This window comes from Allobosea sp. OAE752 (assembly GCF_050433265.1).
In the GTDB taxonomy this organism is placed as follows: Bacteria; Pseudomonadota; Alphaproteobacteria; order Rhizobiales; family Beijerinckiaceae; genus Allobosea; species Allobosea spartocytisi.
Window position 1 is genome coordinate 1 of sequence record NZ_JBNPXO010000011.1, and the last position, 19,264, is coordinate 19,264.

The following is a 19,264-nucleotide window of genomic DNA, read 5'->3' on the forward strand; positions in this document are numbered from 1 at the left end:
GAACGTGCTGCGCGCCGAAAAGGACGCCACCATCGCCAAGATCCTGGCGAAGGAGGGCGACTCGCTCGCTGTCGATGCCGTGATCATGGAATTCGCCTGAGAGGGCCGGTCATGCTGAAGATCTGGGGGCGTTTGAGCTCGATCAATGTCCAGAAGGTCGTCTGGGCGGCCGGGGAGGTCGGGCAGGCTTTCGAGCGCGTCGATGTCGGCGGTCCGTTCGGAGGGCTCGATACGCCGGAATTTCGCGCGATGAACCCGAACAGGCAGATTCCCGTGCTGGAGGATGGCGCCTTTCGTCTGTGGGAGTCGAACAGCATCGTGCGCTATCTGGCGGCACGCTATGGCGCCTCCACCTTGTGGGAGGAGGAGCCGGCGCGGCGGGCCGAAGCCGAACGCTGGATGGACTGGATGCTCTCCGAGTTGCAGCCGGCGCTGGCGCCGGTGCTTTGGGGCGTGGTGCGCAAGGTGCCGGGCTATACCGAGCCCAAGGTGATTACCGAGGGCATGAAGCGGGCCGAGGCGCTGATGGCGATCATCGAGGACCAGTTGGCGGAGCGGCCCTTCCTGGCAGGGGAGCGCATCGGTGTGGCGGACATCACTGTCGGCTGTGGCGCACATCGCTGGCTCAACATGCCGGTCGAGCGCGTGGAGCGGCCGGCAGTGCGGCGCTGGTACGAGACGATTTTCGCGCGACCGGCGGCCAAGGCCGCGTTGCCGTTGCCGATTGCGTGAGGACGCGCCTGGCGGCTTGATCGCAAGGCGGCGGCTGGCATGATGCGGGGATGATCCGTTCCTTCGCCGCGCTTTGCATCCTGACTTCCCTCTCCGTGCCGGCGCTGGCGCAGGATTCGACGCCGGCACCGGCCGCTCCGGCGGATCGGACCCAGCTCGCCGCATGCCTGCGGGACAATGGCGCATCGCCGGCAGCCTGCATCGGCGCTGTCGCGGTGCCTTGCGTCCGTGCCGCCAGCAGCGACCCACGTGGGGCGGAGGCCGGATGCGCTCGTCGCGAGGAGGTGGCCTGGCGCGAGCGGCTGGGCCTCGCTTTGCAGATGGCTTCGCGTCCGCTCGATGCCGGCCAACGCAGCCGGCTCGCGGCGCTGCAACTGACCTGGGAAAGCTATGTCGCGCAGAAATGCGCGCTCTACGGCGCTGGCCAGCGCGACGGCCTCCAGCCCGGCCGGCAGGCCGGCTGCGAATTGCGTGAGGTGGCCGAGCGCGCGATCGAGGTGGCGAAGTCGCTGCCTCGGACGCCGTCGCGGCGCCCGCAGAGTCCCCCGCAGATCATTCGCTGAAGAGAGCGGCTTTAGAAAGCTGTCAGCATTCGGCGGCTATAGCGGGTGCGCGATCTTCCTCTCGATCCGGGCCAGCGATGTTCTTCGTCCTTTCCAAGATTGTCTGGTTCCTGTTCTCGCCGGTCAATTTCGTCATCCTGCTGGCCGGACTTGCGGCGCTCCTCGCTTTCACCCGCTTCGCGCGGCCCGCGCGCTGGCTCGGGCTGTTTGCGGTGATCATGCTCGGGCTGATGGCGTTCAGCCCGCTGCCGCGTGCGGTCATCCGCCCGCTGGAGGACCGGTTTCCGCAGCAGGACGCGGCGAAGGGGCCGGTGACCGGCATCGTCGTGCTCGGCGGGGCGATCGGGTTGGCGCGCGGCGACGTCGTGCTCAATGCCTCGGCCTCGCGGATGACGAAGGCGGTGGAGCTGGCGCGCCTGCACCCGCAGGCCAAGATCGTCTTCGCGGGCGGCGCCGCCAATCTGATCTCGGAGGCGACGGTGACCGAGGCCGATGGCGCCAAGCGTTTGATGGAGGGGCTCGGACTGGAACCGGGCCGGCTCATCCTGGAGGACAAGTCGCGCAACACCCTCGAAAACGCGGTCTTCACGCGCCGCCTCGTCGATCCCAAGCCCGGCGAGCGCTGGCTGCTGGTGACCTCGGCCTGGCACATGCCGCGCGCAATGGGCGTCTTCCGCAAGGCAGGCTTCGCGGTCGAGGCCTTCCCGGTCGACTACTGGTCGCGCGGCAAGCCGGATGATTTCACCCAGCCCTATAGCCGCGCGCCGCGCGCGCTCGAGATCGCCGATAATGGCTTCAAGGAATGGGTTGGCCTCGTCGCCTATCGTCTCGCCGGTTATACGGACACGCTGTTTCCCGGCCCCTGAATCGTCAGGGCGTGTCGGGCAAGGAAAGCCGGTAGACGCCGCGGAAATCGTCGGGGTCGACCGGGCGGCCCTTACGCGTGATGACGAGCCGGCCTTCCTTCATCAGCTTCACCGCGGCGCGGCGCAGAGGCTGCATCAGCGGGCCCCAGCCATCGGGATGGTCGCCGCCGATCGCGCGGGCGACATCCATCGGCGCGAGCGTGCGGCCGGGCTCCTGCCGCGCCAGCAGATCGAGGATCGTCGTTTCGAGCGTCGCCTGGTCGGCCATCAAGGATCCTCGGGGTAGCGGAAGACGCGGGCGGCGTCGGAAGCGTATTGGCGCCGGTACATTGCCACCAGTACGGAGCCGGTGAAGATGAGGAAGGTGATCGGCCCGAGGAACCAGCCGAGATAGGCCAGCGCGAAGAAGAAGGCGCGTTGGCCGCGATTGAAATGACGCCCGGCCGCGACGTTCATCTCGATCGTCTCGTGCACGGCGTTGCGGGCCTCCTTCTCGTCGTGATTGCGCGCGGAGGGCAGCGCGCCGACAAGGATCACGCAATAGTTGAACAGCCGATAGGCCCAGGCGAACTTGAAGAAGGCGTAGCCGAAGATGATGGCGAGCCCGATCACCTTCAGCTCCCAGGCCGCACGCTGGGTCATCGGGACGAAGGGCAGGTCGCCGAAGATCGCGACCACACGGTCGGTCGATTGCAGCAAGGCGAGCGTGCCGCCGATCGCGATCAGCGAGGTCGAGGCGAAGAAGGCCGTGCCGTTCTGCAGGCCGTTCATGACCTGGGTGTCGACGATCCGGTTGTCGCGCATCATCGCCTCGCGCACCCAGCGGGCGCGGCGCTGGTTCATGCGCATGTTCAGGCTCTTGGGCGCATGCGGGCCGAGCTCGACGGCATAATGGTAGCCGATCCAGGACGCGGCGTAGAAGGCCAGCGCAAACAGGTCGAAGGGGGTGAAACCGAACATGGCGCCGCTCTGCCATTTCTCTTGCTGCCGAGGCAAGCAGCTTGCTTCGCGGCGCCGGTGGCAGCAAGAGAGGGCGATGTCATTGACGCTACGCGGGCTGTCGTCACGCCGCGCCCGCAGACCCCAAGAGACGAGGCCATGCCGCAGGTGATCACGAAGGGCTACAAGGCGCTGCTCGCCGAGGCCGGGCAGGCGGTCGAGACGCTCTCCGTCGAAGAGGCGCGGGCGCTGCACGGCCGGGACGATGTCGTCTTCGTCGACCTGCGCGATCCGCGCGAGCTCGAGCGGGAAGGGCGTATGCCCGGAGCCTTCCACTGCCCGCGCGGCATGCTGGAATTCTGGATCGATCCGGAAAGCCCCTATGCCAAGCCGGTGTTCCAGGAGGACAAGCGCTTCGTCTTCTTCTGCGCCGGCGGCTGGCGCTCGGCGCTCGCGGCGAGGACGGCGCAGGAGATGGGGCTGAAGCCGGTCGCGCATATCGATGGCGGTTTCGGGGCCTGGAAGAAGGCCGGCGCAGCGGTCGAAGCCGCCCCAGCGGCCAGGGCTTGAGACCGACGCCTTGTCCCATATCGTCATCGTCCTGCTGGTTGCCGCCTTCATCTTCCGCAAGCCGCTCGGGCGACTGCTCGCCCGGCAGTTTCCGAATCGCGCCAAGCGCCAGCAGGTGCTGGCCACGATCATCGCCGCCTTCGTGCTGGTGATCGCGCTGCGAGTGCTGGCGCTGTTCTGGTAGCGGTCTATCCCGATTTGAAATGGGGGAGGGCGACCTGTGCGACCGGCGCATGGGAGGGTGGCTTGCGTTCTGCCCGCGGATCAGGCATTTTGATTCTCCGGCTCCAACACGAACAAGGGAGGACTGAATGAAATTCATGATCATCGTCGCTCCCGAGCGACCAAACCGGCACTAGGTCGGTCTCGCACGAGGCCCGCCTGCCGCGGCCTCCCAGAGCCTTTTTCAAACCTTTTCCCTTTTTCTGGAGACTGGCGTCCCGTCGTCGTCTCCACCTTGATTCGGAGTCGGCTGCCGTCCTGGCGCCGAATGACGCTATGTCTCTCGATACTCAAACCGGGCGGCGGGAGCCGTTCCGGGCCGTTCTCGGCTTCACTTTCAGTCATTGGGCACGCCTGCCCGGCCAGGTCGCTTGGGTTGCGGGCGTCACCATCGTGTCCACGCTCGCGGAGCTGTTCACGCCGGTCTATGCCGGTCGGCTCGTCGATGCGGTCGCCAGCGGCGTCGGCAGCGCGGATGCGGCGCTATGGGCGCTGGGCGCGATGATGGTGCTCGCCGCGATCACGGTGCTCGGGCGGCATTTCGCCTTCACCGGGATCACGGTCATGACCCTGCGCACGATGAGCAACGTGGCGCAGGAAGCGTTCGCGCGGCTGCAGCGCTTCTCCACCGACTGGCATGCGAACAACTTCGCCGGCTCGACGGTGCGCAAGATCACGCGTGGCATGTGGGCGCTCGACCTGATGACCGACACGATTCTGATCGCGTTGCTGCCCTCGCTCGTCATTCTGCTCGGCATGACGGCGCTGCTGGCCTGGCATTGGCCGGTGATGGGGCTCGTCGTGGCGGCGGGGGCGCTCGCCTATATCGGGCTGACGCTGGTGCTGTCGCTACGCTTCGTCGCGCCGGCGGCGCGGCTCGGCAACGCCTGGGACACCCGTCTCGGCGGCTCCCTGGCCGATGCCATCACCTGCAACCCGGTGGTGAAGGCCTATGGCGCGGAGACGCGTGAGGATCTGCGGCTCGCGACCGTCGTGGCGAAGTGGAGCCTGAGGACGCGGCGCGCCTGGCTGCGTGGCACCTGGGCCGGCACCGGCCAGCTCGTCGTGTTGCTCTTCCTGCGGGCGGCGGTGATCGGCCTCGTGATCTGGCTGTGGCTGAACGGGCAGGCGAGCACGGGCGATGTCGCCTTCGTTCTCACGGCCTATGCGGTGGTGCACGGCTATCTGCGCGATGTCGGCCAGCACATCCACAACCTGCAGCGCTCGGTCAACGACATGGAGGAGCTGGTCTGGATGCACGACCTTCCCTATGGCGTGCCGGACCGGAAGGGGGCGGTGGCGATGGGGGTGACGGCGGGCGAGATCGCCTTCGAGGACGTGACCTTCCACTATGGCGGCCATCACCACCCGCTCTATCGCGACTTCTCGCTGACCATCCGTGGCGGCGAGAAGGTCGGCCTCGTCGGCCGCTCGGGCTCCGGCAAGACGACCTTCGTCAAGCTGGTGCAGCGGCTCTACGATGTCACGGCGGGCCGCATCGCGATCGACGGGCAGGACATCGCGAGCGTCACGCAGGAGAGCCTGCGCCGGCAGATCGCGATCGTTCAGCAGGAGCCGGTGCTGTTCCATCGCTCATTGGCCGAGAACATCGCCTATGGCCGGCCCGGCGCCTCGCAGGCCCAGATCGAGCAGGCGGCGAAGCTCGCCAACGCGCATGACTTCATCATGCGCCTGCCCAAGGGCTACGCCACGCTGGTCGGCGAGCGTGGCATCAAGCTCTCGGGCGGCGAGCGCCAGCGCGTCGCGCTGGCCCGCGCCTTCCTGGCCGATGCGCCGATCCTGATCCTGGACGAGGCGACCTCGAGCCTCGATTCGGAATCGGAGGCGCTGATCCAGCAGGCGATCGAGCGCCTGATGGAGGGCCGCACCACGATCGTGATCGCGCACCGTCTTTCGACGGTCAGGGCGATGGACCGCATCCTGGTCTTCGATCGCGGCCAGGTGGTCGAGGAGGGGCCGCACGAGGCCCTGCTGACCCGCGAGGACGGCGCCTATCGCGCGCTGTTCGAGAAGCAGGTCAGCGAACTGGCCAAGGGGCTGGCGGCGTAAGCCGTCAGCCTGCTCCGAGACCGAAAGGGCCGCGCGAGCGGCCCTTTCGTTTTGCCGACGGGCTTATCTGGGGTCTCGCGCGATGCTGTGCGGGGAGCTGCAGGCGGGTGCCGAGCTTCGATCGGGCTAGGGTGCCAGAGTCTTCCGCAACGTTGCGACATCCTTCGCCTCGACGGGCGCTGCAGCATTGCCCCAGCTGTTTCGGACATAGGTGAGAACCGCCGCAATCTCCTGGTCGCCGAGATTCCAGGCGAAGGAGGGCATCGCGGGACCTGTCGGAACGGCCTCTGTGGCGCCGGCCCGGCTTCCCGCGAGCACGACGCGTATGAGCGAGGTCGGATCGCCCGCATTGACGAGCGGCGCCTCTGCCAGACGCGGAAAGAGCTTCGGCACGCCGGCTCCGTTCGACAGATGGCAGCCCATGCAGCGGTCTGCGAAGATTGCCTGCCCGGCTGTCATCAGCTTGTCGCCGGCGGGCAGCGGTGAAGGCGCCTTCGCCTCGCCATTGCGGCCAGCCTTGAGATAGACCGCCACGGCCTTCAGATCCGCGTCCGTCCAGTGCTGCGACGATTTCTCGACCAGCTCGGCCATGGGGCCCGACGCGATGTCGAAGCGGTTGGCGCCCGTCTTCAGATACTGGACGATTTCGTCCTCGCTCCAGGCGCCGATGCCCTTATGCGGGTCGGCGGTGATGTTGGGCGCGAACCAGCCCTGCAGCGTCGCGCCTTCGAGGAACTGGCTGTTCTTGTCGCCGCCGATCAGGTTCTTGGGCGTATGGCAGGTGCCGCAATGGCCCAGCCCCTCGACGATATAGGCGCCCCGGTTCCAGTCGGGCGATTTCGCCGGATCGGGCTTGAACTCGCCTTGGGTGAAGTTGAGCAGGTTCCAGCCGATCAGGCTGGCGCGGATGTTGAACGGAAACGGCAACTGGTTCGGCTCGATCTTGTTCTTCACCGGCTCCAGCGTCTGCAGATAGGCCCAGATCGCCGCGTTATCCTGCGCGGTCACCTTGGTGTAGGCGGTGAAGGGCATCGCGCCATAAAGATGATAGCCGCCCTTGCCGATGCCCTTCGACATCACGCTCTGGAAGTCCTGGAGCGACATGCTCCCGACCCCGGTCCCGGGATCGGGCGTGATGTTGGGGGCGACGAGATTGCCGAAGGGCGTCTGCAGCACCACCCCGCCGGCGAAAGGCGGCAAGCCCGGTGCGGTATGGCAAGCCGCGCAGTCTCCCAGGACTGCGAGGTAGCGCCCTTTCTCGACCTGCGAGAAGGCGGCGTCACCGGTGACCTGCGCGCCGACCGGAATGGCGGCGGTCATGAAGGCGGCGAAGGCGGCCCTGCCGAGCCGTTTGGAAAGGAGCATCCTCATGCGCTCACCAACGGGCCGGGGTTCTTGAGATAGAGCCGGCGGATGGCGTCGGCCGCCTTGAAGGCGAGGGCGCCGACGGTTCCCGTCGGGTTGTAGCCGGGGTTCTGCGGGAAGGCCGAGGCGCCGACCACGAAGAGATTGGGCACATCCCAGCTCTGCAGGTATTTGTTGACCGCGCTCGTCTTGGGATCCGCGCCCATGACGAAGCCGCCGACCACATGCGAGGATTGGTAGGGGCCGGTGTTCCAGTGCCCGGTCATCGGATGGGGCACGAACTGGCGCGGGTTCATCGCCTTGGCGATGCCGGCGACCTTGTCGGTGCAGTATTGCGACATCTTCAGGTCGTTCTGCGTGAAATCGAAGGTGATGCGCAGCAGCGGCCGCCCGAGCCGGTCGGTATAGGTCGGGTCGAGCGAGAGATAGTTGGTGCGCGTCGCATAGCTCGACGCCTCGCAGCCGATCGACATGGAGCTGAGGTAGTTCTTGACGGTCTGGCGCTTCCACTCCGAACCCCAGAGCGGTGTGCCGGGCGGTGTCGGCCGGTAGCCGATCGGGGCCGCGCCGATCGGCGTGACGCGGATGCTGCCGCCGCCGAAGAAGCCCAGGCCGGAATGGTCGAAATTGTCGTTGTTGAAATCGTCGATCCCCATGCCGAGCGCGCCGGCGCCGATGAAGGGGTTGAAGTTCTTGTCGTCGAAGAAGAGCTGGACGTTGTTGGCGGTCTGATAGGCGTAGTTGCGCCCTGTCGTGCCCGTCTGGGTCTCGGGGTCATAGGGCGTGCCCACGCCCGAGAGCAGCATCAGCCGCACATTCTCGAAGGTGAAGGCGGTGACGATGACGAGGTCGGCCGGCTGCTCCCATTCCTTGCCGGAGGTGTCGATATAGACGACGCCGGTGGCGCGCTTGCCGGTGGCGTCGAGCGTGACCCTCAGCACCTCGGAATTGGTCTGTGCCCGGAAATTGGATTTTCGCACCAGCACGGGCAGGACGGTCGTGATCGCGCTCGCCTTGGAGTAGTTGGCGCAGCCGTAATTGGTGCAGAAGCCGCAGAAGGTGCAGGGCCCCATCGTGACACCGAGCGGGTTCGTATAGGCCTCGGAGATCAGCGCCGAGGGAACCGGGAAGGGCTTGTAGCCGAGCTCCTTGGCGGCCTGCGCGAACAGGGTCGGCCCGTAGGGCTGGCGCATCGGGCCGGTCGGGTATTCTTCCGAGCGAGGCCCCTCGAACGGGTTGCCGCCCTCGCGGATCTGGCCCTTGAGGTTGCCGGCCCGGCCGGAGAGCCCGGCAAGCCGGTCGAACGCCGTGTAGAACGGCTCCATCTCGCTCCAATCCGTGCCCCAGTCCTGCAAGGTGAGCTCGGCCGGGATGGCGCCTGCGCCATATTTCTCGGTGAGATGGGATTTGAGCCGGAACTCCTCCGGCTGGAAACGGAAGGTGATGCCGGCCCAGTGGTTGCCGGCGCCGCCCGTGCCGTTGCCGGGATGGAACGAGCCCCAGCTGCGCATCGGCAGCGCCGTCTGGGACGGGTTGTTGCGCGCGGTGACGGTGTTCTGCGCGGTCTGGAGCATCAGCTCCTGGCGCTGGCTGTAGCGCAGCTCATCCGGGGCGGAGGCGATGTTGAAGTCGCGCGCCGTCTCGCGCCAGGGGCCGCGCTCGAAGGCGACGACCGAGAGCCCCTGGTCCGTCAGTTCATTGGCGATGATCGATCCCGCCCAGCCGAGGCCGACCACCACCACATCCGTCGCGGGCAGTTTCGTGGCCATGGCTCAATCCTTCACGCGCCATTCGGACCGCCCGGCGATGCTGAGCGGGGGCAAATCGAGCTTCTGGTTATGCTTGTCGATGTAGTCGCGGTAATCGTAGCGCGCCCCGGGAAAGCCGAGCATCCGCCACGACACCATCTCCCTGTTGCCGCCATAGATCGGGTCGGCGAAAAAGCCTTCCATGGTGTTCTGCAGGAGGAGCGCGAAGAAGGCCTTGCCATCGACATCCTTCAGCGTGATCGCGCCGGTCTGAAGCTGGGTCAGGACCTGGTCGCGCTGCTCGGGCGGCAGATCGGCGAAGGCCTTCTGATAGGTTTCGCGGCAATGCGCCTGAAGGCCCGCGAGCCCCAGCCGGTAGCGCTGACGCGGGTCGAGCGGGAACTGGTCGCCCTGTTCGGGCGTGCCGGGTTGGAACGGCCCCTTCATGTAGAGCCGCTCGGAGGAGCCATAGCTGCCGGCGAGCTGCCGGTCGATGAACTCGACGCAGCCGGCATCCTTGCCGCTGACGCTCAATTCGTCGGCCGGGATCAGGCGCTCGGTGATCGCGCCCACGGTGCGGACCTCGTCGGGCGTCAGGAAATACCAGGTGCCGGAGCCCAGCGTCTGCGGCGGGCTGGCGTCAAAGGGCTTCCAGGGCGGGCTGCCGGCGATTGTCTCGCCAAGGCCTCGCCCGGTCGAGCCGAGAAACAGGGCGATCGCCGTCGAGGAGAGGAACTGCCGGCGGTTGGGCCGCGTGGTTTTGGTGGAGAGCATCGCCTACCAACCGTTCTCTTGCGGGCTCAGCTTTCGTAGCGAGCCGCCCAGCCAACCTATACTGCGACAAATTCGAATAAGAGCCCCGTTTACAGCATCAGCCATGCGCGGGCCGCATGACGCCGGCCTCACCTCTTCGCGGAGATCGGCCATGTGAGCGCCTGCCGATGGTCTGTTGGCGGTTCTAAGCCGGCATGATCTGCTCGGTGAAGGTCTCGGGCTGCGCCGTCGAAATGCGCCAGTCGAGCTCTTCGCCAAAGAGTTCTGCGGCAAGGCTGCAATCGAGGGCGCTGTAATGTGGACGGGGGGCGCCGCCACCGAATTCTGCCATGGGCACCCGCAGCAGTTTTGGCGTCTTCCTTCCCGCCCGCTGAAGAGATTCGAACGCCGAGGCGACCCAATCGGCGCGCGACACTGGCGGCGATCCGGCCAGATGGAGCATCTGCGGAATGGCTTCGCCCGCGTTCATGCGCTCAGCCAGCGCCAATAGTCTCTTGGCAAGCTGGCGGATCGGAGTCGGGGAACCTGTCTGGTCATGCGCCACTTTCACCGTGTCGGCATCGGCCCGAAGCAGGTTCGCGATGAAGTCTTTGCCGTCTCCGAAGAGCCACGCGACGCGCGCGATACAAACCCTGCTGCCGACGGCCAGGACATTGCGCTCGCCTTCCGCTTTCAGGCGGCCATAGCTGTTGAGGGGCGAGACCGGATCCGACTCGCGCCACGGTCGGAGGGTTTCAGCCCCGAACACATAGTCGGTCGAGATATGGATCAAAGGCGTTCCCAGCCGGGCGCAGGCCTGGGCGATATACCCCGGCGCGGTGGCATTGACGGAACGCGCGCGCTCCGGGGCGGTATCGGAGGCCTCGACGCTGCTGAGCGCTGCAGCATTGATCACAACATCCGGGCGCAATCGATCAAGTGTGGACCGGATGGAAGCGGCATTGGTGATGTCGAGTTCCGCGCTCGAAAGCGTGCGAACGTTTGAGCCGCCCGTTCGCGCCAACGCGCGTGCCAGTCGCCCATTACCGCCAGTGACAAGCACTCTGACGCGCACAAGTCGCTCCCGCTTCCGGTTCTCCGCTGCGCAAATTCTACACGACCCTCGGCAGGTGTCCGCACCTCACCCGAGCGCGCCGTTGGCCGAATGGCGAAGCCGCAACATGGTTCGAGGATGATCGGCACGGGATCAGGCGGTTAAGCCTTTGAGATCGTGACACGAACCTTCAAGCAAAGAAGCATTTGCCACCGTCGGTTCACGTAAAACTATTCCAGATCGTCATAACAACTCATTCCAAATGCATTGGCCAGCGATGGTTCGGGCGTGCCATCCTCCGGTCGCATGGGGAGCGTCGCGGCGCTCCCGTGCAGCGGAGCCCGATGTGCCTGACGACGAGAGCGCTCTCTATCCCGTGGTCGAGCCTTACCGCTCGCTACGTCTCCCGGTCGGTGACGGCCACGCGTTGCAGGTCGAACTGAGCGGCAATCCCGAGGGAATTCCCGTCGTCTTCCTGCATGGCGGCCCCGGCGCGGGCACCAAACCGGCCCAGCGCCGGACCTTCGATCCGGCGGCCTTCCACCTCGTGACCTTCGACCAGCGCGGGGCAGGGCGCTCCAGCCCTTCGGCGGAACTCGCGGGCAATACCACGCAGGCGCTGATCGCCGATCTCGAACGAATCCGGGAGCATCTCGGCATCGAGCGCTGGCTCGTCACGGGCGGATCCTGGGGCAGTTGCCTCGGTCTCGCCTATGGACAGGCCCACCCGGAGCGGTGCCTCGGCTTCCGCCTGCACGGCATCTTCATGGCCGAGCGCTCCGAGATCGACTGGTGGTTCCACGGCTCGCGCACGATCTTCCCGGACCATTGGGAGACCTTCGCCACTTTCGTGCCGGAAGCGGAGCGCGACGACCTGCTCGGCGCCTATTATCGCCGGCTGACCGGACCTGACCACGAGCAGCAGATCGCGGCTGCGATCAGCCTCAGGACATTCTCGGGGAAGACGCAGACCTTCCTACCCGATGCCGAGCATGTCGCGGCGCTGACCGAGCCGGATGCGGCGCTCGCGCTCGCCCGCATCTTCACGCATTACTGCGTCAACGGCGCCTTCCTCGAACCCGGGCAATTGCTGCGCGACGTCTCGCGCATCCGCCACCTGCCGGCGGAGATCGTGCAGGGGCGCTACGACATCGTGACGCCGATGTGTACGGCCTGGCGCCTCAAGACGGCCTGGCCCGAGGCCCGCTTCACCATCGTGACCGAGGCCAATCACGCGGCGACGCCGAGCGCCCCGGCCCTGTCGCTGGCTTTGCGTGATGCGACCGATCGCCTACGCGATTCAATGCCGGCCCTCGCGGCCTGAAGGAAGCACCATGTCCGAAGCCGCCAGCCAGATCCGCCCGGGCATCGAGCCCTATCTCGAAATCCGCAGCGCCAAGAGCCCGGCTATCGCTCCGGATGGCGAGCTTCTCGCCTATCTCAGCGACGAGAGCGGCACGCACCAGATCTGGCTCCGGCCGCTGGCCGGCGGGGCGCCCTGGCGCCTGACCGACATGCCGGAGCCGGTCGGTTCGATCGCCTTCAACCCGAAGAGCCGCGACCTGCTCTTCACGATGGATTGCGGCGGCGACGAGCGCCACCAGCTCTGGCTCATACCGGATGCCTCCGGCGTGCCGCAGTCGCTGACCGACGATCCGACCGTGGTGCATGTCTGGGGTTGCTGGGCGCCGGACGGGCAGCGCATCGCCTTCGCCTCGAACGCGCGCGACCGCGAGCATATGGACATCTATGTGATGGACATGGCGACGCGGGCGGCGCGGCGTGTCTTCGAGGGCAGCGGCTATCGCGAGGCCGTCGCCTTCTTCCCGGATGGGCGCTCGCTTCTGGTGGCCGACGCCACCCATGCGATGAACGACCAGGACCTCTATCGGCTCGATCTCGAAAGCGGGGCGCGCGAGGCGCTGCTGCCGCATGAGGGCCGCGCCCGCTATGCTGCCAGCCGGATGAAGAAGGACGGCAGCGGCTTCTTCACGATCACCGATCAGGGTCGGGAATTTCTTAGCGTCGCCTTCCGTTCGGCGGCCGATGGCGCGCTGAACTGGATCGTCGAGCGCGACGGGCAGGATATCGAGGCCGTGGCGCTGGCGCCGGATCAGAACCGTCTGGCCTATATCGCGAATGATCGCGGCTGGAACCGGATCTTCGTGCGCGAGATCGCTGATGGGGCCGAGTTCGAGGTCGAGGGATTTCCTGCCGGTTCGATCGGCTCCGTCGCCTGGCTGCCTGATGGCTCGGGGCTAGTTTTTCCCCTCGACGGATCGGCCTCGTCGCCGGATATCTGGCGCTTCGATAGTGCGACCAAGCAGGTCAAGCGCCTGACGGATGCCTCGAAGGCGGGGATCGATCCGGCCGGTTTCGTCGAGCCGACGGTCGCTACTACGAAAAGCTTCGACGGGCTCGAAGTACCGTTCTTCGTCTACCGGCCGCGCGGCAAGGCGCCGGAAGGGGGCTATCCTGCCGTCGTCGTGGTCCATGGCGGGCCGGAGGCGCAGTGGACCCCGATCTTCCGGGCCGACCTGCAGTTCTTCCTGAGCCAGGGCATCATGGTGGTCGCGCCGAACGTGCGCGGCTCGACCGGCTATGGCCGCAGCTACCATCATCTCGACGACAAGCATCTGCGCATGGATAGCGTCGCCGACCTCAAGGCGGTCCGGCTCTGGCTGCGCGAGCAATCCGACGTGAACGATGACCGCGTCGCCGTCTATGGCCGCTCCTATGGCGGCTTCATGGTGCTGGCGGCGCTGACCGAGCAGCCGGATTTGTGGAAGGTCGGCATCGAGTTCTACGGGATCGCCAATTTCCTGACGCTGCTGGAGACGACCGGGCCGTGGCGGCGCTATCTGCGCGCTGTCGAATATGGCGATCCGGTCGCGGATAGCGAGAACCTGATCCGCTTCTCGCCGACCCACAAGCTCGACCGCATCCGCGTGCCGCTCTTCATCGCGCAGGGGCTCGACGACCCCCGCGTGCCGCCGGGCGAGAGCGAGATGGTCTATTCGGTGCTGCGCGGCCTCGGCCGGCCGGTCGAGTATCTGCGCATCCCGCATGAGGGCCATGGCTTCGCCCGGATCGAGAACCGGCGCACCGTCTTCGGCGGGGTGGCCCGTTTCCTGCGAGAGCATCTGTAGAAAGGATACCAGCCATGCAGAATTCCGAGATCATCTGGGAGCTGGTCGATGCCAAGCGGCAGCCTTTCGAGGCACTGAGCGACCGCGTCTGGGGCATGCCCGAGATCGCCTATACCGAGTATCGCTCGGTCGGCGAGCATATCGCGATGCTCAAGGAGCAGGGCTTCCGCATCACCGAGAACGTCGCGGGCATTCCGACTGCCGTGATGGCCGAGGCGGGCGAGGGCGGCCCGGTCATCGCTATCCTCGGGGAATACGACGCGCTGCCGGGCTTGAGCCAGGAGGCCAATATCGCCGAGCCGAAGCCGGTCGAGGCCGGAGGCCACGGCCATGGCTGCGGCCACAACATGCTGGGCTCGGCCGCATTGCTGGCGGCGACCGCGGTGAAGGACTGGCTTGCCAGGACCGGTCGGCCGGGGCGCGTGCGCTATTTCGGCTGCCCGGCGGAAGAGGGCGGTGCGGCCAAAGCCTTCATGGTGCGGGCCGGCGCCTTCGACGATGTCGATGTCGCGATATCCTGGCACCCGGCCTCGATGACCAAGGTCGACGATGCCTTGTCGCTCGCCAACACCCGGATGGATTTCCAGTTCACCGGCCGCGCCTCGCATGCTGCGGCTGCGCCCCATCTCGGCCGCTCGGCGCTCGATGCGGTGGAACTCATGAATGTCGGCGTCAACTACATGCGCGAGCATATGCCGTCCGATGCCCGCATCCACTATGCCTATCTCGATGCTGGCGGCATTGCGCCCAACGTCGTGCAGGCCTCGGCCAAGGTGCGCTACGCCATCCGCGCGCGTGATCTCGCCGGCATGCTGGAACTCAACGAGCGCGTGAAGAAGATCGCCGAGGGCGCGGCGCTGATGACCGAGACCGCAGTCTCGATCTCGATCATGAGCGCGGTCTCCAACATGCTCGGCAATACGCCGCTGGAAGACGCGATGTTCAAGAACATCGACCGGCTCGGCCCCGTGCCCTTCGACGCGGCGGACAAGGCCTATGCGGCCAAGATCCAGGCGACGCTCGGCCCGGCCGACATCCTCAACGATTATCGCAAGACCGGGATCGCGCCGCGCGAGAACACGCCGCTGTGCGATTTCGTCGTGCCGCAAGGCACGCGCGGCGTGCCGATGATCGGCTCGACCGATGTCGCCGATGTCAGCTGGAAGGTGCCGACCATCCAGGCGCGGGTTGCGACCCATGCCATCGGCACGCCCGGCCATTCCTGGCAGATCACGGCGCAGGGCAAGGCGCCGGCGGCGCACAAGGGCATGGTCCATGCCGCCAAGATCATGGCGGCGACCGCGGTCGACGTGATCAGCGACGAGACGCTGCTGGCGCGCGCCAAGAAGGACCATCAGGAGCGGGTGACGCGGACGCCCTATGTCTGCCCGATCCCGGCCGATGTGAAGCCGCCGATCAAGCCGCGGCCTGCTGCCGCCGCCTGAGTCGGCGCGACCTCGGGAGCAACCGCAAGGCTGCTCCCGGACGACATATGCGTTTCCAATCAAACAATAATCAAAGAGCGGGATCGAGATCATGACCAACCGAAACGACGAGATCGTAATCAAGCGACGCCTCGCCGGACGCAAGCTGCTTTCCGCCGCGGCAGTCGCCGCCCTTTGCGCCGGCGCGGGAGTGGCCGTTGCTGCGACGCCGAAGAACGCGCTGGTGATGGCGTGGAACGTCGACGCGATCAGCACATTCGACCCCGCCCAGGTCGGTGAGGTCGTCACCAACGAGATCCTGCAGAACACCTGCGATACGCTGGCCGATTTCGACCCGGCCGACGAGCGCAAGGTCGTGCCGAGCTTCGCCGAGCGCTGGGACGTCTCGCCGGACCGCAAGGAGATCACCTTCCATCTGCAGAAGGGCGCGAAATTCCCCTCCGGCAATCCCGTCACGGCCGAGGATGTCGCCTGGTCGCTGCACCGCGTCGTCAAGCTCAATTTCGGCAACGCGGCGACGCTGACCGAGTTCGGCTTCACCAGGGACAATGTCGAGCAGACCATCGTCGCGGGCCCGAACGACACGCTCGTCTTCAAGCTCGACAAGCCCTATCCGACGACGCTCGTGCTGCAGTCGATCGCGGCCAACCGGGTGTCCATGGTGATGGACAAGAAGACCCTGATGGCGAACGAACAGGGCGGCGATCTCGGCAACAAATATCTGGCGACGCGCACGGCCTGCGTCGGCCCCTACAAGCTGACGCGCTGGAATGCCGGCGAGTCGATCGTGCTCGAAGCCAATGATGGCTATTGGGGCAAGGCGCCTGCACTCAAGCGCGTGCTGATCCGCCATGTCGCGGAGCCCGGCACCCAGCGCCTGCTGCTGAGCCAGGGCGATGTCGATGTGGCGCGCGACCTGACCCCGGAGGACCTGCGGGATCTCGAGTCCTCCAAGGACATCACGATCAACAAGGTCCTGCGGCCACAGCTCTTCTATTGGGGCTTCAACGTCGCCGACGGCCCGTTCTCCAAGGAGAAGGTGCGCCTCGCGATGCGCTACCTGATCGACTATGACGGCCTCGGCAAGACGGTGATGACCCATCTCGGCGTGCCGCGCGCCAGCTTCGCCCAGCTCGGCGCCGTCGGTGCGCTCGACGCGAAGGAAGGCCAGCCCTTCAAGCTCGACCTCGACAAGGCCAAGCAGCTCCTGGCGGAGGCGGGCTATCCCAACGGCTTCGAGGCGACGATGATCTTCGGCACGCTGCCGCATTCGAACCCGATCGCCCAGAGTGTGCAGCAGAATGCGGCCAAGGTCGGCGTCAAGCTCTCGCTCGAACGCATGGCCAATGCCCAGCTCTTCAGCAAGGTGCGCGGGCGCGAATACCAGTCGGCGATGCTGGCCTGGCAGACCAACGTGCCGGATGCGCATGGCAACGCCTCGCGCCTCGTCTTCAACCCCGACAACCGGCTCGAAGCGAAGCAGACCCAGTATCCGAGCTGGCGCTCGGCCTATCAGGATCTCGAGCTCAACAAGAAGGTCGACGAGGCGCTGCTCGAGCCCGATCCGGCCAGGCGCGACGCGCTTTATGCGGCGCTCCAGAAGGACGTCATGGCCAAGGGCCCGATGGCCTTCATGTTCCAGATGAACAACGTCGCCGGCGTGCGCAAGGACCTGAAGTCGTGGACCTGGAACGGCTTCCGGACCTATTACGAGCTGGCGACCAAGTAAGGCCGCCGCGATGTCCCGGACCGCCATAGCGGCGTCCGGCCCGGGCACCGAACCAGGGCGGATTCTTCCGTCCTGGCTCAAGGTATCGGGCCGGATCCTCGCATCCTTCGCCGTCACCTTGCTCGGGCTGGCAGCGCTGACCTTCTTCATCGGCCGTCTGCTGCCACTCGATCCCGTCGTCGCCGTGCTCGGCGACAACGTGACCCAGGAAGCCTATCAGGCGATGTACAAGCAGCTCGGTCTCGACCAGCCGCTCTATGTCCAATTCGGCCGCTATATCTGGGGTGTGCTGCATCTCGATTTCGGGATGGCGCTGACCACCGGCAAGCCGGTGATGGCCGATATCGCCCGCGTCTTCCCGGCGACGATCGAGCTCGCCAGCGTCGCGATCGTCATCGGAACCAGCCTGGGCATCCCGCTCGGTGTGCTCTCGGCGATGTATCGCGGTTCCCTTGTCGACCAGATCGTCCGGGTCGTCGGCCTGATCGGCTATTCCGCGCCGAATTTCTGGCTCGGCCTGATGGGGCTGGTGCTGTTCTACGCGACGCTGGGCTGGGTCGGCGGCCCCGGTCGCATCGACTTCACCTACGAGTTCGACCTCGAGCCCGTCACCGGCTTCCTGCTGATCGACAGTCTTCTCGCCGGCAACTGGGAGATGTTCGGCAATGCGGTGTCGCACATCATCCTGCCGGCCTCGATCCTGGCCTTCAGCTCGCTCGCCTATATCAGCCGGATGACCCGCAGCTTCATGATGGAGCAGCTCAGCCAGGAATATGTGGTGACGGCGCGGGTGAAGGGCCTGTCCTGGGCGCGCACCGTCTGGGGCCATGCCTTCCGCAACATCGCCGTGCAGGTGGTGACGGTGGTGGCGCTGTCCTACGCCTTCCTGCTCGAAGGCGCGGTCTTGACCGAGACGGTCTTCGCCTGGCCGGGCTTCGGCCGCTACCTGACCAATGCGCTGCTCGCCGGCGACATGAACGCCGTCGTCGGCTGCACGCTGCTGGTCGGCGTCATCTTCGTCACGCTCAACCTGTTGTGCGACCTGCTCTACCGGGTCTTCGACCCGCGGACCCGCTGAGGCATGGCCATGACACCACAATCCATCGACCAGGCCGGCGGGCGGGGCCTCAAGGCCTGGCTCGCGGCGCCCGTTCCGTCCTCGCCCTTCCAGGCGCGGATGCAGCAATTGTCGCTGAAATGGTGGCGGCTCAGGGCCAATCCTGCCGCCATGTTCGGCCTCGCCGTCATCGTTCTGATCGTGCTGGTGGCGCTGTTCGCGCCCCTCGTCGCGACCCACGACATCTACGCGCAGGACCTGACCAAGCGCCTGCAACGGCCTTCGGCTGCGCATTGGTTCGGCACCGACGAGCTCGGCCGCGACATCTTCAGCCGGTTGGTCTTCGGCGCCCGGATCACGCTCTACATCGCCCTGCTGACGGCTGTGATCGCCGCGCCGCTCGGGCTGATCGTCGGCACGACCTCCGGCTATCTCGGCGGCTGGGTCGATACCGTGCTGATGCGCATCGTCGACATCTTCCTGGCCTTCCCGAGCCTGGTGCTGGCGCTCGCCTTCGTCGCGGCGCTCGGGCCCGGCATCGACCATGCGATCATTGCGATCGCGCTCGCCGCCTGGCCGCCGATCGCGCGGCTGGCGCGGGCCGAAACGCTGTCGATCCGCAAGTCCGACTACATCGCGGCGGTCCGCCTGCAGGGCGCGTCGCCGCTGCGGATCATCCTCGGCCATGTCGTGCCGATGTGCATCCCCTCCGTCGTGGTGCGCATCACCCTGAGCATGGCGTCGATCATCCTGACGGCGGCCGGCCTCGGCTTCCTCGGCCTGGGCGCGCAGCCGCCGAGCCCGGAATGGGGCGCGATGCTGGCCTCGGGCCGCGAGTTCATCCTGACCAATGGCTGGATCGCCGGCATTCCCGGCCTCGCCATCCTCGTCACCAGCCTGGCCTTCAACCTGTTCGGCGACGGCCTGCGCGACATCCTGGACCCGCGTCATGGATAAGCCGCTGCTCGAGGTCGAGGACCTCTCCGTCACCTTCAAGGGCGC

18 protein-coding genes are annotated in these 19,264 nt (G+C 66.5%); 12 read left to right on the top strand and 6 right to left on the bottom strand.

The annotated features are described in order from the left end of the window. The first annotated feature begins 111 nt into the window (after nucleotides 1-111). The 3 genes from GGC47_RS22950 (at nucleotide 112) to GGC47_RS22960 (ending at nucleotide 2,161) form a co-directional block, all read left to right on the top strand. Complete coding sequence (locus tag GGC47_RS22950) at nucleotides 112-732, top strand: glutathione S-transferase family protein (RefSeq protein ID WP_142022601.1); 621 nt, start codon at nucleotides 112-114, stop codon at nucleotides 730-732. Nucleotides 733-782: 50 nt separating this feature from the next. Next, on the top strand, nucleotides 783-1,295 hold the full coding sequence (locus tag GGC47_RS22955) for a lysozyme inhibitor LprI family protein (RefSeq protein ID WP_142022602.1): 513 nt from the start codon (nucleotides 783-785) through the stop codon (nucleotides 1,293-1,295). 77 nt (nucleotides 1,296-1,372) lie between these two features. Beyond that, nucleotides 1,373-2,161 (top strand): YdcF family protein, encoded by a 789-nt coding sequence (locus tag GGC47_RS22960; protein WP_038365464.1) that lies wholly within the window; start codon nucleotides 1,373-1,375, stop codon nucleotides 2,159-2,161. Nucleotides 2,162-2,165: 4 nt separating this feature from the next. Here the strand turns inward: GGC47_RS22960 and GGC47_RS22965 are convergent, their stop codons facing one another. Further along, nucleotides 2,166-2,429: a DUF3253 domain-containing protein gene (locus GGC47_RS22965; protein ID WP_038365466.1), complete on the bottom strand. Its 264-nt coding sequence runs from the start codon at nucleotides 2,427-2,429 to the stop codon at nucleotides 2,166-2,168. Then, nucleotides 2,429-3,121 (bottom strand): DUF599 domain-containing protein, encoded by a 693-nt coding sequence (locus tag GGC47_RS22970; protein WP_038365468.1) that lies wholly within the window; start codon nucleotides 3,119-3,121, stop codon nucleotides 2,429-2,431. The genes GGC47_RS22965 and GGC47_RS22970 overlap by 1 nt, the downstream gene beginning before the upstream one ends. A gap of 138 nt (nucleotides 3,122-3,259) precedes the next feature. On the opposite strand from GGC47_RS22970, the gene GGC47_RS22975 reads away from it, so the two are divergent. From GGC47_RS22975 to GGC47_RS22985, 3 genes are all read left to right on the top strand, one after another. Then, entirely contained in the window at nucleotides 3,260-3,670 is a 411-nt protein-coding gene (locus GGC47_RS22975; protein ID WP_112763141.1) for a rhodanese-like domain-containing protein, read from the top strand. Between the two features lie 10 nt (nucleotides 3,671-3,680). After that, nucleotides 3,681-3,854 (top strand): hypothetical protein, encoded by a 174-nt coding sequence (locus tag GGC47_RS22980; protein WP_156116002.1) that lies wholly within the window; start codon nucleotides 3,681-3,683, stop codon nucleotides 3,852-3,854. A gap of 314 nt (nucleotides 3,855-4,168) precedes the next feature. Then, complete coding sequence (locus GGC47_RS22985) at nucleotides 4,169-5,962, top strand: ABC transporter ATP-binding protein (RefSeq protein ID WP_142022603.1); 1,794 nt, start codon at nucleotides 4,169-4,171, stop codon at nucleotides 5,960-5,962. Between the two features lie 126 nt (nucleotides 5,963-6,088). Here GGC47_RS22985 and GGC47_RS22990 read toward each other — a convergent pair whose 3' ends face one another. The 4 genes from GGC47_RS22990 to GGC47_RS23005 form a co-directional block, all read right to left on the bottom strand. Then, nucleotides 6,089-7,327 carry a c-type cytochrome gene (locus tag GGC47_RS22990; protein ID WP_370955776.1) on the bottom strand — a complete coding sequence of 413 codons (1,239 nt, stop codon included), beginning with the start codon at nucleotides 7,325-7,327 and terminating at the stop codon, nucleotides 6,089-6,091. 2 nt (nucleotides 7,328-7,329) lie between these two features. After that, nucleotides 7,330-9,096, bottom strand: a complete 1,767-nt coding sequence (locus tag GGC47_RS22995; RefSeq protein WP_429069056.1) for a GMC family oxidoreductase — start codon at nucleotides 9,094-9,096, stop codon at nucleotides 7,330-7,332. 3 nt (nucleotides 9,097-9,099) lie between these two features. After that, on the bottom strand, nucleotides 9,100-9,849 hold the full coding sequence (locus GGC47_RS23000) for a gluconate 2-dehydrogenase subunit 3 family protein (RefSeq protein ID WP_142022606.1): 750 nt from the start codon (nucleotides 9,847-9,849) through the stop codon (nucleotides 9,100-9,102). Nucleotides 9,850-10,033: 184 nt separating this feature from the next. Beyond that, nucleotides 10,034-10,903 carry an SDR family oxidoreductase gene (locus tag GGC47_RS23005; RefSeq protein ID WP_185748000.1) on the bottom strand — a complete coding sequence of 290 codons (870 nt, stop codon included), beginning with the start codon at nucleotides 10,901-10,903 and terminating at the stop codon, nucleotides 10,034-10,036. Between the two features lie 325 nt (nucleotides 10,904-11,228). On the opposite strand from GGC47_RS23005, the gene pip reads away from it, so the two are divergent. The 6 genes from pip to GGC47_RS23035 all read left to right on the top strand — a co-directional run bounded on the left by pip (nucleotide 11,229) and on the right by GGC47_RS23035 (nucleotide 19,219). Continuing rightward, nucleotides 11,229-12,206, top strand: a complete 978-nt coding sequence (gene pip, locus GGC47_RS23010; RefSeq protein WP_429069060.1) for a prolyl aminopeptidase — start codon at nucleotides 11,229-11,231, stop codon at nucleotides 12,204-12,206. A 10-nt stretch (nucleotides 12,207-12,216) separates the two neighbouring features. Then, complete coding sequence (locus tag GGC47_RS23015; RefSeq protein WP_142022609.1) at nucleotides 12,217-14,031, top strand: S9 family peptidase; 1,815 nt, start codon at nucleotides 12,217-12,219, stop codon at nucleotides 14,029-14,031. A gap of 14 nt (nucleotides 14,032-14,045) precedes the next feature. Beyond that, a complete protein-coding gene (locus GGC47_RS23020) occupies nucleotides 14,046-15,476 on the top strand; it encodes a M20 family metallopeptidase (RefSeq protein WP_142022610.1) in 1,431 nt (476 codons plus the stop codon). Between the two features lie 91 nt (nucleotides 15,477-15,567). After that, complete coding sequence (locus tag GGC47_RS23025) at nucleotides 15,568-17,205, top strand: ABC transporter substrate-binding protein (RefSeq protein WP_142022611.1); 1,638 nt, start codon at nucleotides 15,568-15,570, stop codon at nucleotides 17,203-17,205. Between the two features lie 10 nt (nucleotides 17,206-17,215). Then, nucleotides 17,216-18,283, top strand: coding sequence for an ABC transporter permease (locus tag GGC47_RS23030; RefSeq protein WP_142022612.1), 1,068 nt, complete (start codon nucleotides 17,216-17,218; stop codon nucleotides 18,281-18,283). A 9-nt stretch (nucleotides 18,284-18,292) separates the two neighbouring features. Continuing rightward, the gene (locus tag GGC47_RS23035) at nucleotides 18,293-19,219 is read left to right on the top strand and encodes an ABC transporter permease (protein WP_142022613.1); all 927 of its coding nucleotides are present in this window, start codon (nucleotides 18,293-18,295) and stop codon (nucleotides 19,217-19,219) included. Nucleotides 19,220-19,264: the final 45 nt, after the last annotated feature.